Here is a 17,595-nt window from a genome sequence, read left to right as displayed (position 1 = left end):
GGCATTGGGCATGGAAAAGAGGCAGAGAGGCAGGGTGAAGGGTATAGAGGAGAGGAATTTTCCCTTTGCTCCATTCTCCCTGCTCCTGCTTTTTAAATGATGGATGGATTGTCTGGTGACTATTCACTCCTAAAATTCACCCTTATCTAGAAAAACTAACTAAATAGCAAACTATGAAATCAATTATGGTAGTGGGGACAACATCCCATGCAGGGAAATCACTTTTAACCACAGCTATTTGTCGTATTCTGTCGCGGCGTGGTTGGCGAGTGGCTCCTTTTAAAGGTCAAAATATGGCTTTAAATGCTTATGTCACTGCCAGTGGTGGAGAAATTGGCTATGCCCAAGCAGTACAAGCTTGGGCGGCGGGAGTAGTGCCTTGGGTAGAAATGAACCCAATTTTACTCAAACCCCAAGGAGATATGACCTCCCAAGTAATTATTAAAGGTAGGTCTGTAGGTAAAGTGAGTGCCTCAGATTACTACGAGCAATATTTTGAATTGGGGTGGCGGACAATTGAAGAATCGCTACAGCATTTAGGAACAGAATTTGATTTGCTGGTTTGTGAAGGTGCTGGTAGTCCAGCGGAGATTAACCTCAAGCACCGCGACTTAACTAATATGCGGGTGGCAAAATATTTGAATGCGCCAACAATATTAGTAGTTGATATTGATCGGGGTGGTGCTTTTGCCCACGTGGTAGGCACTCTAGAGTTATTGGAACCAGATGAACGCGCCCTAATTAAGGGTGTAGTAATTAATAAGTTCCGAGGACAGCGATCGCTCCTAGATCCGGGGATAAAATGGTTAGAAGAACGGACAGGTATCCCGGTTATCGGTGTTATACCTTACTTGCAAGAAATGTTTCCAGCAGAAGATTCTCTTGACCTGCTAGAACGTCAATCATCGTCGAATAAAGCCCAAACGGATCTCAACATTGCCGTTATCCGCTTACCAAGAATTGCCAACTTCACCGACTTTGACCCACTGGAATCAGAAAGTACAGTTTCAGTAAAATACTTAAGTCCTAAGCAAGATTTAGGACATCCTGATGCCGTGATTATTCCAGGCACAAAGACTACGATTGCTGATTTACTACTACTGCAAAAAAGCGGTATGGCAGAAGCTATCCAAAACTATGCTGCTTCTGGTGGGACGGTTTTAGGTATCTGCGGTGGCTATCAAATGCTTGGTCAAATCATCGCCGATCCAGAAGGAATAGAAGGACAAGCTGGCAGATTTCAAGGGTTAAATCTTTTACCAATCAGAACTGTAATTACAGGACAAAAAATTGCTCGCCAACGCCAAGTTAGCTCAAATTATCCGCAACAGGGCTTGCCAGTCAATGGCTTTGAAATCCACCAAGGGCGATCGCGCATCGAACAACAAGGCATCGACCCCCAATCCTACCATGCCCTATTTGACGATATTAATTTAGGATTAGTGGATAGTTGTCAATCGGTGTGGGGAAGTTATCTTCACGGGCTGTTTGATAACGGCCCTTGGCGACGAGCTTGGCTAAATCGCCTCCGTCAACAGCGGGGTTTAAAATCTTTGCCCACTGGTGTTGCTAACTATCGAGAACAGCGAGAGCAGATTTTGGATTCCCTAGCCACTGAAGTTGAAAGCCATTTAGACTTAAGTCTGTTTTTGTCTTAAGCTAAAATACATTGAAATGCAGATTTTTTCGTTAAGACCGTCATTAGTCATTTGTCATTTGCAAAGGACGACTGACAAAGGACGAATGACAAGACTAAATTAAATGCGTAACACTGATGATTGTTCGTGTCCGCTTTTTACCAGATGATGTCACAGTAGATGCCGAGGTGGGAGAAGCCCTCTTAGATGTAGCAGAGAGGGCTGGGGTATTTATTCCCACCGGTTGTCTCATGGGGTCTTGTCACGCTTGCACTGTGGAGTTAGAGGATGGAGAGATCATCCGTGCTTGTATCACCGCAGTACCACCACGGAAGGAATTAACAATTAATTTGTTTAGCGATCCAACTTGGTAAGGGACTTCCAACAAATACAGTAGGAGGCAGAAGGCAGAAGGCAGGAGGCAGAAGGCAGAAGTTCTTTAATTTTGAATTTTTTAGCGCAGTGTTAGCGAGTCCGCTTACTCTTACCAAGAAACAAGCTACGAGCAGCGTCTCGTAGAGAGCATCATTTTGAATTTTGAATTGATATCTCCCTCATCCTCAGACTCAGCATTGAGTAGCATCAAAGGTAAAAGACTTTGAACGTAGTTTGCGCGATCGCGTCACAATATTTCAAGAAGCCTATATTTTAGAAAAATGTCTGCTAAACACAAAGATAGTAGAAGTACTATGCAATCTCGTGACTGGCCAATTGAGCAACTACCTGGGTTGAGCCACGAGGAACAATGTCAACTGCAAAATTGTGGGATTAGTAGCACAGTCGTACTATTCAAACAAGGGAAAACTCTAGAAGAAAGATTAGCGTTAGCAAATAAACTACAGATTCATCTTCAGCATATAAATAAATGGATGGCTTTAGCTGACTTGGCGCGTATTCCTAGTGTAGGTACACAATATTGTGGTTTATTGCTCCATGCGGGTATTGGTTCTGTAGTGCAGTTAGCTCAAACTCCCACTCACAGATTGCACCAACAAATTATGCGCTTGCAAGTAGCAACAATGCAGCGACGAGATTTGTGTCCAGCAATTGAGCTAGTACAACAGTGGAGTCAGCAAGCGAAAACATTAGGGATTGGGGATTAGGGACTGGGGACTGGGGACTGGGGACTGGGGATTAGGGACTGGGGTGATGAGGGAGATGAGAGGACAAAGGGGCAAGGTTAAAGGGAAAAGGATAAAGAAACAAACCCTTTCCCCCTTCCCCCTTCCCCTTTACCCTTTTTCATAATCTTCTATGCCCAATGCCCAATTCCCTACTCTTTTACTAAAACACCATTAAGGAAGATATCAGCGAGTCCTTCGGCCATTTCCTGCATTTGTTGGGGGGAAGCGTCAGGTTCTATGATGGTGTTGTTGGAAAAACCTGCGATCGCAAACATTCCTAAAAAAACTTTGGCAACTAGCTTGGCGTCAGTTTGACGATAAATGCCTTTATCCATCGCTGTTTGAAAGAATGCTTCGCCGACATCGGTCATTTTGGTAATGACTTCTAATTGAATGCGATCGCGCAAGTCGGGGTGAAACTGCACTTCCATAAAACAAACGCGCATTAAATCGGCATTTTTTTGAAAATTCCACATCCGACGGCGCATCACCTGAGCTACGGCTTTATAGCTGCCCATTTCACTCAATTCTGTTAGCAAATCGGTGAGAATCTCTACCCAACCATTCGTGGCTACTTCCACCAAAATCGCTTTTTTATTGGGAAAATGACGAAACAGAGTGCCTTCAGCTACACCTGCTGCTTGTGCTAAGTCGCGGGTGGTAGTACCGTCAAATCCTTGAGAGGCAAACAACCGTTGTGCTGCCTGCAAAATCCGGGTGCGCGTCTGAGCCTCTGAAGGCGGGGAAGAATTAAAAACTCGCATAACAGTTATGGTTAGATATCCGGAACAGGACTTGTAGCATTATTGTCTAATGTCAAGTACAAAGACCCACTGAAAGCTTAATACAAGATTAACGCCCTTTTGCTAAGTATCCTGTTATTTAGGTAATGTAACTTTATCTTAATTTTCGCTTATGAACCAGATCAGTCGGTCAATTTTAGATTTTAGATTGGGGACTTCGACTTCGCTCAGTCGAACGATTTTGGATTGGTCAGATCAAGTATCTGTCATATTGCGGCGGTTGTTTGTCACTTTGTTAGCTTTGATCGTTCTCTGGTGGGGATTACTACCAGAAATGGCTCTGGCTCAAACTCAAACAGCACCTTCTCCTCAAGAAACCAAAACTCAAACCCCGCCAGTTCAAAGTTCGATCCAACCTTATCTGGATCGAGTCATCAAGCAGTTAACGGAGTTTCGCCTCGACAATGGTCTGAAATTCATTGTTTTGGAACGGCATCAAGCGCCAGTAGTTTCTTTTCTTACATACGCGAATGTCGGTGGTGTGGATGAGCCAGATGGCAAAACTGGCGTAGCTCACTTTCTGGAACATTTGGCATTTAAAGGCACAACGCGCATTGGTACAGAAGACTACAAAAAGGAAAAACCACTACTTGAAGCTTTAGAAAGGTTAGATGCTCAAATTCAAACAGCAAAAGCCGATGGCAAAAAAGATGAGGTTGCTCGGTTAGAAGCTGAGTTTAAGAAAGTGGAATCGCAAGCAGCCAAGCTTGTCAAACAAAATGAATTGGGGCAAATTGTCGAACAAGCGGGAGGCGTGGGTTTAAATGCCAATACATCAACTGAAGCTACCCGCTATCTGTACAGCTTTCCTGCTAATAAGCTGGAACTTTGGATGTCGTTGGAATCGGAGCGATTTCTCGATCCTGTCATTCGTCGTGAGTTTTATAAAGAAAGAGATGTAATTTTAGAAGAACGACGGATGCGGGTAGATAATTCACCCATTGGCATGATGGTGGAAAAATTTATCGATACTGCTTACAAAGCTCATCCTTACAGACGTCCGGTGATTGGTTATGACGAAGATATTCGCAATCTGACACCAGAAGATGTCCAAAAGTTTTTTGATACTCACTACGTACCAAGTAATTTGACCATTGCCATTGTCGGAGATGTTAACCCGGCTGAGGTGAAAAAACTGGCGCAAACTTATTTTGGCCGCTATGAAGCCAAAACCAAAGCTGTTGAACAAATCCCGGTGGAACCGCCACAACAACAAACACGGGAAGTTACTTTACAGCTACCTTCTCAACCTTGGTATTTAGAAGGTTATCATCGTCCGGCAGTGACTCATCCAGATAATGCAGTCTATGAAATCATTGGCAGTTTATTAAGTGATGGGCGCACGTCGCGGCTGTATAAATCTTTGGTAGAAAAGCAGCGTTTGGCGCTAAATGCCCAAGGTTTTAGCGGATTTCCTGGAGATAAGTATCCAAACCTGATGTTATTCTATGCTCTCACGGCTCCTGGTCATACAGTTGATGAGTTGGCAGTGGCTTTGCGTCAAGAAATTGACAAATTAAAAACTGAGCCTGTAGCGGTGGCTGATTTAGAACGGGTGAAAACCCAAGCACGGGCGAGTTTGTTACGTACCCTCGATTCCAATATGGGGATGGCTCAACAATTGTTGGAATATGAGGTGAAAACTGGCTCTTGGCGGAATTTGTTTAAGCAGTTGGATGACATTTCGGCGGTGACGACGACTGATATTGTGCGAGTAGCGAAGGAAACGTTTACGGCAAAAAATCGGACGATTGGTAAGCTGTTGTCAAAAGAAGCTTAAGAGAAACGAACTACGAAGGATACCAAGGAAGAGAGTATGCAGAGGCACAAGGTGAAGAGTAAAAGGCGGATGGTGTTCAAAATCCAAAATGGGAAGAGGCTTGTTTATGCTTTGATTGCTGTTTTTGCGTGTTTACTTTTAACTTGTAACTTTTCTCTGGCGGCGACGGCTGAGGCGAAGCATTACACAGAATTGCAGTTGCCACCGCTACCTGAGATTAAGTTACCCAAGTATGAGCGGTTTGTGCTTCAAAACGGCTTAGTTGTCTATTTGATGGAGGATCACGAATTGCCGTTGGTGAATGGGACGGCGTTTGTGCGAACAGGAAATCGCTTGGAACCAATGGAAAAAGTTGGTTTAGCTGGTTTTACAGGCGCGGTGATGCGGACTGGAGGAACCAAGAAGCATTCGCCTGATGAACTCAACGAGATATTGGAACAACGGGCGGCGGCGGTGGAAACTAGTATTAGTGAAGCTGCTGGTAATGCTAGCTTTGAGGCACTCAGTGAAGATTTAGAAACAGTGTTTGGGCTGTTTGCTGAGGTGTTGCGATCGCCAGCATTTGCTCAAGAAAAGCTAGACTTAGCTAAGACACAGGCTAAGGGTGGAATTGCCCGTCGCAATGACGATCCAGATGGGATTGCCAATCGAGAATTTAAGAAATTGATCTATGGCAAAGATAGCCCTTATGCTCGCACCATAGAGTATGCAACGGTGGATCAGGTTGAGCGTGAGGATTTACTCAAGTTTTATCAGCAATATTTCCACCCCAATAATATGATTTTGGGGATTGTAGGGGATTTTGATTCTAAGAAAATGCGATCGCTCGTTCAAGCTAAGTTGGGCGACTGGAACCGCAACCCAGGTGTTGCTAAACCGACATTACCAAAGGTTTTGCCAGCTAATACAGGTGGAGTCTTTTTTGTCAATCAGCCACAACTGACACAAAGTAGTGTGCTTATCGGCCATTTAGGCGGACGGTTTGACAGTCCCGATTATGCAGCGCTGGATGTATTGAATGGAGTGTTAAATGGATTTGGTGGACGCTTATTTAATGAATTGCGATCGCGCCAAGGTTTAGCTTACTCTGTCTATGGCCAGTGGAGTCCCCGTTTCGACTATCCTGGCATGTTTATTGCTGGTGGACAAACGCGATCGGATGCTACCGTCCAGTTTGTCAAAGCCTTACAAAGTGAAATCAAGCGCATCCAAACTCAAAGAGTGACAGCAAAAGAACTGGCTTTTGCAAAAGAGTCTACACTCAACTCCTTTGTGTTCAACTTTCAAGACCCCAGCCAAACCTTATCACGGTTGATGCGATACGAATATTACGGCTATCCTGCTGATTTCCTCTTTCGCTATCAAAAAGCTGTCGCCGCCACCACCGCCGCAGATGTGCAACGGGTAGCACGAGAATACCTCAAACCAGAAAAGATCGTGACTTTAGTAGTGGGAAATCAAACCGCTATTCAACCACCATTGACGCAACTAGCAGCACAAGTGACACCAATAGATGTAACGATTCCTGGTTCACAGCCACAGGCGAAGAATTAGTGGCATAGATGTCTAGTAGTCTGTCAATAAATAATTGATGGATAAATTCTCTGTAGAGACGGCGATTTATCGCGTCTTTCTAACCGTCAAAATTAATGTGATAGACCACTAGCGACGCTGCTCAATCACAAATTACAGTCAAACTAAAAATAGAGACGGCGATTTATTGCTGTCTCTATTTTTATGGGATACTCAGCAACATAAATAAATTCCACTGCTATAAAATCGTTTCTTCTTTAGACAAAACTCCCTTAATTTAGTCTTTAAAATTAATCAGTAAAACTTGATTTTCTTTAATTGCATAGCAAAATATAAGAGAGGGTTTTGGATGTCAGGTTTAATCCTATCCAAGGCTATGTAACTGAATATAAATGTATAGCAATGTATTTAGGGAGGCGACCACATGGTTAGGATAACCATATCCGACCTGCATCCTATCGGTGAAGATAAGCAATTCGATGAACTTACCGATCAGGAAATGAAGACTGTAGAAGGTGGTGCTAGAAGAAGGAGAAGAGGCTCACGAACTTCAGTCAGTGATCCATCAGGCATAGTGACCGAACTCAATGATCGTTTTGATAATTGGATGGATATATTAAATAACAAGCTAGGAGATGTACAAACAGAAATTGTTGAGAGCCTCTAATCTTTTTGCAATTACTTTTCAAATTAATTTAGCTTGTGCGCTCTAAGTCTAATTAATCTTAGAGCGCATTTTTTTATAATTATTAGCTAAAAAATATGTGCTGTGGGCGCTGCCGACAATTTATAAATCAAGCTTTGAGGAAATGGTAAACGGTATCCGCCCTACAGTTTTGAGAATGGTGTAAGACTCTTATTTAAAACTGCTATATCAAATCAATAAAAATTCTTTGATTGCGCTTTATCCTCGATAATAGCAGCAATTTTCATTGTAGTTTTTATAATTATTCCAATAGTTAATCCAGACTTATTCCTTTGATTTATGTCTTTTTTAGCGAGTTAATAGCCTTGATTTCTCTAAAAGTTATGGATAAAAATTGCATTAACAGTTAAGCAATATACAGCTTAATTGTTCATATCCAACAAGAGTTTGTAGGAAAAATCATGGCTAATATCACACTTTCTGAATTGCAAGTTGGCTCGGTACTGTTCCAAGATTCCGAAAGCTTTCTCACCGACTTGAACGACATGAATGCTGTATATGGTGGTGAAGGTTATGGATTCGATCCATTCTTGGAATATGGAGCCAAGGGATTTGAATTCTCCATCTTAGGCTTGGGTGTCAATAACGTTGTATCCCTAGCTAAGTCATTCAGTGAAGATGTTTAATTTGTAGTTTACTCTCTCACCTAAATGGCTCTTCTAGGGATTAAAGGAAAAAAGAAATATATGTGACATACATGAGTTTTCTTTAAACCACAAATCTAGAAGAGCCAACCAGATTTAGTAGTGTAAAAACGCATTGCAACAAGAGTTTGTAGGAAAAATCATGGCTAATATCACACTTTCTGAATTGCAAGTTGGCTCGGCACTGTTCCAAGATTCCGAAAGCTTTCTCACCGATTTGAACGACATGAATGCTGTATATGGTGGTGAAGGTTATGGATTCGATGAATTACTGGATTATGGAGCCAAGGGATTTGAATTCTCCATCTTAGGCTTGGGTGTCAATAACGTTGTATCCCTAGCTAAGTCATTAAGTGAGGCTGACTAATTAATAGTTAGCGACTGAGTTACACGGCTCTTTTGTGATAAAAGTTAAAAAAATATATGTAATAAGCATAAGGTTTTTTCTAACTTAAAATCCAAGAGGGCCAAGAGTAAAAATGCATCGCAACAAATTTTTCAGGAGAAAATCATGGCTAATATCACACTTTCTGAATTGCAAGTTGGCTCGGCACTGTTCCAAGATTCCGAAAGCTTTCTCACCGATTTGAACGACGTGAATGCTGTATATGGCGGTGAAGGCTACGGATACGATCCATTCTTGGAATATGGAGCCAAGGGATTTGAATTCTCCATCTTAGGCTTGGGAATCAATAACGTTGTATCCCTAGCTAAGTCATTAAGTGATGCTGACTAATTAATAGTTAGCTACTGAATTGCACGGCTCTTTTGTGATAAAAGTTAAAAAAATATATGTAATAAACATAAGGTTTTTCTAACTTAAAATCCAAGAGAGCCAAAAGTAAAAATGCATCGCAACAAATTTTTCAGGAGAAAATCATGGCTAATATCACACTTTCTGAATTGCAAGTTGGCTCGGCACTGTTCCAAGATTCCGAAAGCTTTCTCACCGATTTGAACGACGTGAATGCTGTATATGGCGGTGAAGGCTACGGATACGATCCATTCTTGGAATATGGAGCCAAGGGATTTGAATTCTCCATCTTAGGCTTGGGAATCAATAACGTTGTATCCCTAGCTAAGTCATTAAGTGATGCTGACTAATTAATAGTTAGCTACTGAATTGCACGGCTCTTTTGTGATAAAAGTTAAAAAAATATATGTAATAAACATAAGGTTTTTCTAATTTAAAATCCAAGAGAGCCAAGAGTAAAAATGCATCGCAACAAATTTTTCAGGAGAAAATCATGGCTAATATCACACTTTCTGAATTGCAAGTTGGCTCGGCACTGTTCCAAGATTCCGAAAGCTTTCTCACCGATTTGAACGACGTGAATGCTGTATATGGCGGTGAAGGCTACGGATTCGATCCATTCTTGGAATATGGAACCAAGGGATATGAATTCGCTATTTTAGGCTTAGGAATCAATAACGTTGTATCCCTAGCTAAGTCATTCAGCGAAGGGGATGGGTTCTTGTAATATTAGTTAGTAATTACACCTAAGCTATTTAGCTCTTTTGTAAATTAAGTAAAAAAGAAATATATGTATCTGAAAAGCAGAATATTCTTTATTACTAATAAAAGCAAAAGAGCTAGCTAAAAGCAGTAATATCCAACTACATCTCACAAGATTTTTAGGAGTAAATCATGGCTACTATTACACTTTCCGAATTGTATCTATCTGGCTCAGAACTATTCCAAGATTCCGAAAGCTTTCTCAATGATTTGAGTGATGCAAATTCCACCTCTGTTTATGGTGGTCACGGCGCCGGATTTGATCCATTGCTAGATTATGGAATTAAGGGATATGAGTTCGCACTCTTAGGGTTGGGAATCAATAATGTTGTATCCCTAGCTAAGTCATTCAGTGGAACTAGTATTGCTTCTGCAAACAGCACTTGTGGTTAAGAAATTAACTCATAGTTCGATACTAAGCCATCTAGCTTTCCTAATATAAAAGGAAAAACCAGATTTGTGCAGTTAAAAACTATAAAGTTGATTGAATGACGAAAAATTCGGCTATCTAAAGCTTTACTACCCACAAGTTTTACTTAAAGACCACAATTTTTTTGGGGATTAATTATGACTAAGATTACACTTTTTGAATTGCGTCCCGCTGGCTCAGAATTATTCCAAGATTCTGAAAACTTCCTCGCCGACTTGAGCGATATGGATTCTATATCTATAAATGGTGGTGAAGGCTATGGATATGAACAATTACTGCAATATGGCATTAAGGGGTTTGAATTCTCTATATTAGGCTTTGGCATAAATAATGTTGTATCCCTAGCCAAATCGTTCAGTGAAGGTGTTTAATTTGTAGTTCACTAATGAGCTAAATGGCTTTTCTGGGATTAAGAGTAAATAAGTAACTCATGTGCAAAAATTATAATTTTGATTTTGGCATCAGCGCTACCTAGATGCAACTAAATTCAATCCAGTTAGGTTAATACTTGATCCTTCTTAAAAGTAAGGAATTGAGCAAGTATTGAAAGGAGAATGTATCAGGCATTTCGTGAGATGGCATAACACATGAGACTTTTTGAATACTAATAAACCAGGAGAGCCGAGAAAATTTTTCTCAATGATTATTCAGAATTTTTAGTTCTTCGCTACTTGAATCTAATTCACGTTGAGCGTTGGATAAATAATTCTCTGGAATGGAGTAAATGTCAAATATCACAATTTCTGAACTGCGCCCTGCTGATTCAGAAAATTACCTGACCGACCTGACTAATATGGATTCTATGCTTGTATATGGTGGTGAAGAAGATGACTTTACTCAAATGCTTAACTTTGGTGTAAAGAGCCTTGAATTTATGTTACTTTCCTTTGCAATCTACAATAATACGTTGCTAGCAAAGTCATTTCATCCTAATGGGAATGTAACCTAAAAAGATTGCATCATAACCTGATGGTAAATCTGCAATGTATTGATTTGCCATCAACAACTTTTAACTAATCAAATAACTTTAGTGATTCAGCTAGGATTTTTCTGACGCTATGCCACCATTTTTATTAAGTTCTCAAAATGTTTTTAGCTACCTGATTTCTCAAGGTATGTGTACTCAACAAGAGCAGTCTTTGAGTCAAGTCGAGCTAAAACCTGCTAAAAATTTTAACTTGTTACTGACTTTTCCAGATGGACGAAAACTCTTAGTTAAGCAAGAACGTCTCAACCGAGAAGGCAAAACTGCTGGTGAGTTTTTGCAGGAATGGCGAATTCACGATTTTTTCCAAACATTCCCAGAAATCAGCCACATTCGACCTTATTTGTCGGAAGCATTGCATTTTGATGTGGAAAATTCCATCATTGTGTTTAATTATCTGAGCAATTATTGCGATTTGCATGATTTCTACCTGAAGAAGAATTTTTTTCCAACTAAGATTGCGGCGGCAGTTGGTGCGACTCTGGCATCAATTCATCGTCTAACTTTTGACCGTCAAAACTATCGGGAATTTTTTCAAAAGTCTGAGGATGCATCTAATCAAAAAACTCCTGAGCTAATTCGTGGATTGGATAGGATTACTCCGGAAATTTTTGGTAAGGTTCCTGCTGATGGACTGAAATTCTTTACCCTTTATCAACGTTACGACAGTCTGGGACAAGCGATCGCAAATTTAACCAACGCTTTCACTCCTTGTTGTCTAACGCATAATGACCTGAAGTTAAACAATATCCTTCTATTACTCGATTGGGAAGAAGTATTTTTTGATGAGTCGTTCTCAGATGAGAGCATTGTTCGATTCATTGACTGGGAACGCTCTGGTTGGGGAGATCCGGCTAGTGATTTGGGAAAAGCGATCGCTAGCTATTTGCAATTTTGGCTGTATAGTTTAATTACCAGTAAATCCATTGCGATCGAAGAGTCTTTACGCCTAGCAACAACCCCTCTACAAGTGATTCAGCCTTCCATCTCGGCCCTGCTTACTACTTATTTAGCTTACTTTCCCGAAATTTTAGAGCATCGTCCTGATTTCTTGCAACGAGTTGTGCAATTTTGTGGTTTAGCTTTGATTCAAGCTATTCAAGCGGCACTCCAGCACGAAAAAACCTTTGGTAACTCTGGTATATGTATGCTCCAAGTTGCTAAAAGTTTGTTGTGCCGTCCAGAAGCATCAATTCCAACAATTTTCGGAATGCAAATATCAGACCTTGCCCCCGTTTAGGAGAGGATGCGGGGGATGAGGGAGCAAGAGCAGGGAGAAGAGTTTTCCCTTCTGCACCCCGCACCTCTGCCCAATTCCCAATGCCCAATTCCCAAATAAACCTATGCAACTATTAGATTCGCTAGAAACTCAACTACCAGATATTTCAGAGTCATTGCAGACATCACTACAAGACATCATTAATCAACTTCAAATTGAGTCTCACTATTGTATTAGACACCCAGACTATAAACCCTTGGAATTACCACAGGCAGCAGTTACTCGTTTTCAGCAATTACCCTTAGACATCCAGAATAGCTTTTTAAGCGTGCAACTGCGTAATTTTCTCTACGGCATCTATTACAATGGCTCTTTGAAAAGTGCCCTCGCACCCGATGCAGAGGTAACGAATTTGGCACTGAATCAAAATATAGAAAATAACACTTTGTTGGGTGTAGATTTAGCATTTTACGATCGCTTGCATGAAAGCAACAGAGGCGAAGGCTACTGGAGTCCTGATTGGCTGGTAGTGAAAGAAGAAACTGATGGGACTTTGGCAGTTGAGAAAAATGCTTTAATACTGCACATTCAACGCGATATCCATTTGCAACCAACAGACCAACCTCTTACTGCCGGTAATTTAGTGACGATTAAAATGCCCAAAAATCTGGTGCAAAACGGATTTTATATGGCAGTTGCTAATGCCGGAACTCCCTCAAATCAAGAAAATCTGGTACGCGTTTATTTCAATTTAACTTCAGATGGTGCAGTTGCAGTTATGGACAGTTTAACTGCCCAACTCAACGCTATCCCCATTTTCTTTTCATTCAAAGCACTATACAATCCTTCCGATTATGAGCGTTATGACTCAGCAGTGCTTTACTTTGGCAAAAGCAACTACGAAGCTGTTCACCCAGTGTTAGAGAGGGTATATGCAGAACATCAATCCCATTTTGGTGAGCAAGTGCCTTTGTTTACCAAGATGGTAGCACCAGGGATGGCGATCGCTGAAGAACCAGACCGCAAATTTGCTGTTAAAGAAAGTTTTGGCACAAACCGCTGTCAAATTGTTGCCAATGCTTTACTTGAGGCTTGGTATGAAGGTAATGATACGCCAGCAGGACGGATGACATCAATTCTGCGGCATTTCTCTTTGTGCGAAATTGAATTGCAACGTCCCTACCTCAATCCTAACTCAGATGATATCTATACTTCTTTGAATTGGGGATTAGGGACTGGGGATTAGGGACTAGGGACTGGGGATTCATACCCAGTCATAAGTTCAAAAATTCACTTACTCAGCAACGCCGATTTTTACTCATGAATTATATGACTCAAGAATTTTCCACATCTAATGAACTATTAGATAACAAATTTAAATTCAATCATGAAGAATTGGAACAGATAGTCAAAGCTGTTTCTGTGGGTAAATATTCCTGGGCTTGTGTTTTAATCCTTCGTTTTAGTGGTTACAATCCTCTAGAATATATACCCTCACGCACCTACATTCGATTAATGAAAAATAACTGGCTACTTAGCAAAGCCAATCGTCGTCAAACTGATAATCGGAATTTAGGACTTTTTAAACTAGAATCAAGCTGGATTCAAATGGGTATCGGCAAAGGTCGTTCCAACGATAGCAGGGAAAAGGGAACAGAGAATAGGGAACAGGCTTAAAAGTCTCTATTCTTACAAATTTTTCTTGATAAATATTAGAAATTTCTAATCTTGCATACATCAATCTGATAGGGACACATAGCTAGCTGTGCGTCCCTACGTTAATGGGTAAATATCCTCAAAAAAAATGCGTAGTTTACCGCCATAGGCATCGCATTTATCAAGCAATGTCTTTCAGTTAACACTTTATCCCTCCTTTTTAAGGAGGGAATTAGAGGTTAAGCCTGTATTAGGATATCTTTAGATGATTGAGAATTGACAACCTTCGTCAGATTTGTCACTATTTCCAAGGCGGCGATTTGACCTTTTAACCAATTAGCAAATAAGTCTCCCATAATTTGCAGCCGCCGCTGTTCGTCTAGTTGAGGTTTAATGATTTCCTCAACTGCAATTATATGCACTCCTTTGGGAGTAGTTATTGGTTTGAGAATTTGTGGGGGACTCGCAGCAAAGACCGCTGCTGCAATTTCTGGTCTAAAATCGCTGCGGAGGCGTATTCCTTGATATCCTCCAGCACGGCGTATTTCAGTATTTTGAATGTATTGGCGGGCAATTTCTTGAAAACTAATTTCATTTTCTTGCAGCGCGTAAAACAGTTCTAGAGCTAAATCTTCGTCATCTAATACGACTTCGTATGTCACTGCTCCAACATAATCGAGTTGGTGTGCATAGAAAAATGATTCGACTTTTTCTGCAAATAAATGATTTGCCAATTTAGCAGATATTAGATTGGTTTCAGCTATTGCTTCAAAGTCGTCTAAAGAAAGATGATATTTGTCTAACCATGCCCAGGTATCTTCTGCTTTGATAAGTTGGTTGGCTAAACGCAGGCTATCTGCTGCATTTTGCAGTTCTTCTAAACCAATTTCAATACCTGCCTTTTTAGCTTCATCTTCAACAATTTTCCGAGTTGCGATCGCCTCCAATACGCTAGGAATTTGGCAAGAAAGCTTTATGTGGTCAAGAATATCATCAGGAGAAACAGTCAATAGTTTTGACATATTCTAACTCCTACAATTAGTAACCTAAATTAATAGGGTGGTTTCAATTTTAGCAAGATAATAATAATTGTATCTCTCTTATATTTTTAGATGCAATTATTATTGCCTTTATATAATAATAACTCGAATATTTTATCTGATGTAATCAAAAGGTATATATTGTATAATATAAATTATATTTATTTTTTCAATAAATCAGTGTAGCAAAAAAAGATGAAGAAGAATTCAGAAGCCAGAAATAAATAGCTAAAAAGAAACAATAAAACTACAATATTTATCTAATGAAAATTTAGTAATACTTGATACCAATTTGAGGTGAAGCTGCATAAAAAATTGGTATTACACAAATTAAATCGCAAGACTCAGATCCCCAAATTATTACTGAATTCGGGGATCTGAGTCTTGCAAACGAATTAAGTAGGGCTATATGCTAAGGATAGTGGATTTAATAACCTGTGTAGGTTGGGTTTCGTGCCCATTGGTGTCAACTTAAGCTAGAAATAACTTCGCTGCGGGCTTCATAACCCGCCAGAGAATGAATTCTCTGGCTCATAGCTAAAGTCTACTGAAGTAGACTGAATATTTTTGGGGATATCTAGTACCGCAAGGCGGAATTCGTAATTCGTAATGACGCTCCTGCGTCGCTAACGCTGCGCTAACGTAATTCGTAATTAATTGTTTGCAAGGGTTTCAGACATTTAAAATGGGTGGTTTATTTACGCCGTGCTGTACTAGTACAACACGGTGTAAATAAACCAATCATTCCAAATCAACGAAACCCTTATGCTGTATTCATTTTTAATTTTTAATTTTTAATTCCGCCTTGCGGTACTAGTCATCTTCAGATGACTTTCGCTATTAGCAAGGAACTTAAGTTCCTTGCGGGACATAGTTTTTGCGTTAAGTTGACACCAATGCTTCGTGCCTCAACCCAACCTACAAAAGTCGATGTTATTTAATTCTCATTCCTAAAGCTCTAAACCACCTTCTTGCAACTTCTTAAACGGATCTAAGATAAAGTCCATCACCCGGCGTTGACGAATAATCACCTCTGCGGTTGCTGTTTGACCTGCTGTTAGGGGAATACGTCTGTTGGCATTTTGGATATAGGGTTGATCTAGGGAGATTTCCAACTCATAGGTTTCGATGTTGCCTTGATTAGTTGTCTGAACTTTTGAGTTAGGTGAAATCCAGCTAACACGCCCTTGCACTACCCCATAATCTTGGAAGGGATAAGCATCAAATTTGATTTTAACTGGCATTCCCACCTTCAAAAAACCGCTTTGTTGGCTGGGCATCTGTGCTTTTAAAATCAAGGGTGTATTGTTGGGTGCAATTTGGGCAATCATCTGTCCCGGTTCGACTACTGAGCCTGGTTTTTCGATAGGTAACTCAAAAATTGTGCCATCAATAGGCGATCGCACTATTCGTTGCTGCATTTGTAGTTGCAAGGATGTCACCTGGCTTCCAGTTTGAGCAATTTCTGATTGCAGGTTAGTAATTTGTGTTTGTAAGTCTTTAAGCTGTTCCTGATTTCTCAGCACCGCCAGTCTACCTGCTTGCACTACACTGCGATAGCCACTTTGCTGCTCTTGCAAGCGAAGTTTGAAAAGCTGAATATCTGATTGAGCTTGACTCATCAACGACTGATAGCGGTTCACTTCTTCTTTTAAGCGCAACTGGGCTTGTGTGATATCAGATTTTGTTTGTTCTTGCAAGCGCTGGCTCTCTTCCGCTGTTTTTTCCAGTTCTACAAGTTTGGTTTGGGGAATTGCACCCACCCGCAAAAGTTTGCGATAACGCGCAATTTCTGCAAAATCTCGCCTTAAACGACTCTTCGCTAACTTCTGAGCAATCTGGGTAGAACTGATGTTCTGGCTAGCCTGTTCTACTAGAGCCAGTTTTTCCAGTCGTTGTAAGTTGTAAGTACTCTGTTTAGCATCGAGGTTTTGCTGCGCCTGACTAATTTGGGCAATTTTTTCCAATTCTTGAGATTTATTTTGTTGCTCTTGGGTGTTAATTGTCAAAAGAATTTGGTTTTTGAGAAGATCGAGTTGCGATCGCCGATTTAATAAACCTTCTAGTCTTGTTTGCACCTGCTGCAATTCTGTTCGCAGCACATCAGACTCCAATTCAACCAAAACCTCTCCTGCTTTTACGGTTGCGCCTTCTTTGACATTGACAGCAGTAACGCTACCAATCACTGGACTATCCAATTGTTGGGTTGCTCCTTCCGGTTCCATTCGCCCTCTAGCACTTCCTGTTTCATCAACTTTAGAAAGCATTGCCCAAGGTAAGATGATTGCAGCAAAGCCCACCAGTAAATACAACATGGAGCGCGTCCAGATTTTTGGTAAGGCGTCTAGCAGTTCCTCGGTGCCGTAAAACCAATCGTTCTCTTCAGATGTTTTCTGCGTCTGAGGATCAATAATGGCACTTGCGTCTTCAGCCAGGTGAAATTCAATCGGCTTTTCTATGGCAAAGGCAGATGATGAATTATTAGATGGGTTTGGCATAAGAATTGGGGATTGGGGACTGGG

The 17,595-nt window shown here is 40.7% G+C and carries 20 protein-coding genes; 17 read left to right on the top strand and 3 right to left on the bottom strand.

Going from position 1 to position 17,595, the window contains the following annotated elements; translation table 11 throughout:
- Positions 1-173 precede the first annotated feature (173 nt).
- The 3 genes from cobQ (at position 174) to RRG12_RS34010 (ending at position 2,740) form a co-directional block, all read left to right on the top strand.
- Positions 174-1,658 carry a cobyric acid synthase CobQ gene (gene cobQ / locus RRG12_RS34020; RefSeq protein WP_069073077.1) on the top strand — a complete coding sequence of 495 codons (1,485 nt, stop codon included), beginning with the start codon at positions 174-176 and terminating at the stop codon, positions 1,656-1,658.
- Between the two features lie 116 nt (positions 1,659-1,774).
- Positions 1,775-2,011 (top strand): 2Fe-2S iron-sulfur cluster-binding protein, encoded by a 237-nt coding sequence (locus tag RRG12_RS34015; protein WP_420759671.1) that lies wholly within the window; start codon positions 1,775-1,777, stop codon positions 2,009-2,011.
- Positions 2,012-2,293: 282 nt separating this feature from the next.
- Positions 2,294-2,740 (top strand): DUF4332 domain-containing protein, encoded by a 447-nt coding sequence (locus RRG12_RS34010; protein ID WP_181928012.1) that lies wholly within the window; start codon positions 2,294-2,296, stop codon positions 2,738-2,740.
- Between the two features lie 170 nt (positions 2,741-2,910).
- On the opposite strand, the gene RRG12_RS34005 is transcribed toward RRG12_RS34010, so the two are convergent.
- The gene (locus tag RRG12_RS34005) at positions 2,911-3,525 is read right to left on the bottom strand and encodes a TetR/AcrR family transcriptional regulator (protein WP_420759672.1); all 615 of its coding nucleotides are present in this window, start codon (positions 3,523-3,525) and stop codon (positions 2,911-2,913) included.
- Between the two features lie 151 nt (positions 3,526-3,676).
- Here RRG12_RS34005 and RRG12_RS34000 point away from each other — a divergent pair, with 151 nt between their 5' ends.
- The 14 genes from RRG12_RS34000 to RRG12_RS33935 all read left to right on the top strand — a co-directional run bounded on the left by RRG12_RS34000 (position 3,677) and on the right by RRG12_RS33935 (position 14,054).
- Entirely contained in the window at positions 3,677-5,344 is a 1,668-nt protein-coding gene (locus tag RRG12_RS34000) for a M16 family metallopeptidase (protein WP_420759673.1), read from the top strand.
- 36 nt (positions 5,345-5,380) lie between these two features.
- Positions 5,381-6,898, top strand: a complete 1,518-nt coding sequence (locus tag RRG12_RS33995; protein WP_420759674.1) for a M16 family metallopeptidase — start codon at positions 5,381-5,383, stop codon at positions 6,896-6,898.
- 403 nt (positions 6,899-7,301) lie between these two features.
- Positions 7,302-7,544 carry a hypothetical protein gene (locus RRG12_RS33990; RefSeq protein ID WP_069073072.1) on the top strand — a complete coding sequence of 81 codons (243 nt, stop codon included), beginning with the start codon at positions 7,302-7,304 and terminating at the stop codon, positions 7,542-7,544.
- A 440-nt stretch (positions 7,545-7,984) separates the two neighbouring features.
- Complete coding sequence (locus RRG12_RS33985) at positions 7,985-8,209, top strand: hypothetical protein (protein WP_069073071.1); 225 nt, start codon at positions 7,985-7,987, stop codon at positions 8,207-8,209.
- 160 nt (positions 8,210-8,369) lie between these two features.
- Positions 8,370-8,594, top strand: a complete 225-nt coding sequence (locus RRG12_RS33980) for a hypothetical protein (RefSeq protein ID WP_069073070.1) — start codon at positions 8,370-8,372, stop codon at positions 8,592-8,594.
- 144 nt (positions 8,595-8,738) lie between these two features.
- Positions 8,739-8,963: a hypothetical protein gene (locus tag RRG12_RS33975; protein WP_420762254.1), complete on the top strand. Its 225-nt coding sequence runs from the start codon at positions 8,739-8,741 to the stop codon at positions 8,961-8,963.
- 143 nt (positions 8,964-9,106) lie between these two features.
- On the top strand, positions 9,107-9,331 hold the full coding sequence (locus tag RRG12_RS33970; RefSeq protein WP_420762254.1) for a hypothetical protein: 225 nt from the start codon (positions 9,107-9,109) through the stop codon (positions 9,329-9,331).
- A gap of 143 nt (positions 9,332-9,474) precedes the next feature.
- Entirely contained in the window at positions 9,475-9,708 is a 234-nt protein-coding gene (locus tag RRG12_RS33965) for a hypothetical protein (protein ID WP_420759676.1), read from the top strand.
- A 167-nt stretch (positions 9,709-9,875) separates the two neighbouring features.
- Complete coding sequence (locus RRG12_RS33960; RefSeq protein WP_069073068.1) at positions 9,876-10,136, top strand: hypothetical protein; 261 nt, start codon at positions 9,876-9,878, stop codon at positions 10,134-10,136.
- A 174-nt stretch (positions 10,137-10,310) separates the two neighbouring features.
- Positions 10,311-10,544 (top strand): hypothetical protein, encoded by a 234-nt coding sequence (locus tag RRG12_RS33955; RefSeq protein ID WP_420759677.1) that lies wholly within the window; start codon positions 10,311-10,313, stop codon positions 10,542-10,544.
- A 353-nt stretch (positions 10,545-10,897) separates the two neighbouring features.
- On the top strand, positions 10,898-11,122 hold the full coding sequence (locus RRG12_RS33950; protein ID WP_420759678.1) for a hypothetical protein: 225 nt from the start codon (positions 10,898-10,900) through the stop codon (positions 11,120-11,122).
- A 109-nt stretch (positions 11,123-11,231) separates the two neighbouring features.
- Positions 11,232-12,398: a phosphotransferase gene (locus RRG12_RS33945; protein WP_420759679.1), complete on the top strand. Its 1,167-nt coding sequence runs from the start codon at positions 11,232-11,234 to the stop codon at positions 12,396-12,398.
- A 103-nt stretch (positions 12,399-12,501) separates the two neighbouring features.
- Entirely contained in the window at positions 12,502-13,623 is a 1,122-nt protein-coding gene (locus RRG12_RS33940; protein ID WP_420759680.1) for a T3SS effector HopA1 family protein, read from the top strand.
- 83 nt (positions 13,624-13,706) lie between these two features.
- Entirely contained in the window at positions 13,707-14,054 is a 348-nt protein-coding gene (locus tag RRG12_RS33935; RefSeq protein ID WP_420759681.1) for a HetP family heterocyst commitment protein, read from the top strand.
- Between the two features lie 218 nt (positions 14,055-14,272).
- Here the strand turns inward: RRG12_RS33935 and RRG12_RS33930 are convergent, their stop codons facing one another.
- Entirely contained in the window at positions 14,273-15,055 is a 783-nt protein-coding gene (locus tag RRG12_RS33930; protein WP_069073063.1) for a peptidylprolyl isomerase, read from the bottom strand.
- Positions 15,056-16,023: 968 nt separating this feature from the next.
- Positions 16,024-17,571 (bottom strand): HlyD family efflux transporter periplasmic adaptor subunit, encoded by a 1,548-nt coding sequence (locus RRG12_RS33925; protein ID WP_420762257.1) that lies wholly within the window; start codon positions 17,569-17,571, stop codon positions 16,024-16,026.
- Between the last annotated feature and the right edge of the window lie 24 nt (positions 17,572-17,595).

Source organism: Nostoc sp. CALU 546 (genome assembly GCF_048836525.1).
Note: the sequence above shows the minus strand (reverse complement) of the source record. Positions and strands in the feature narration are given on the sequence as shown.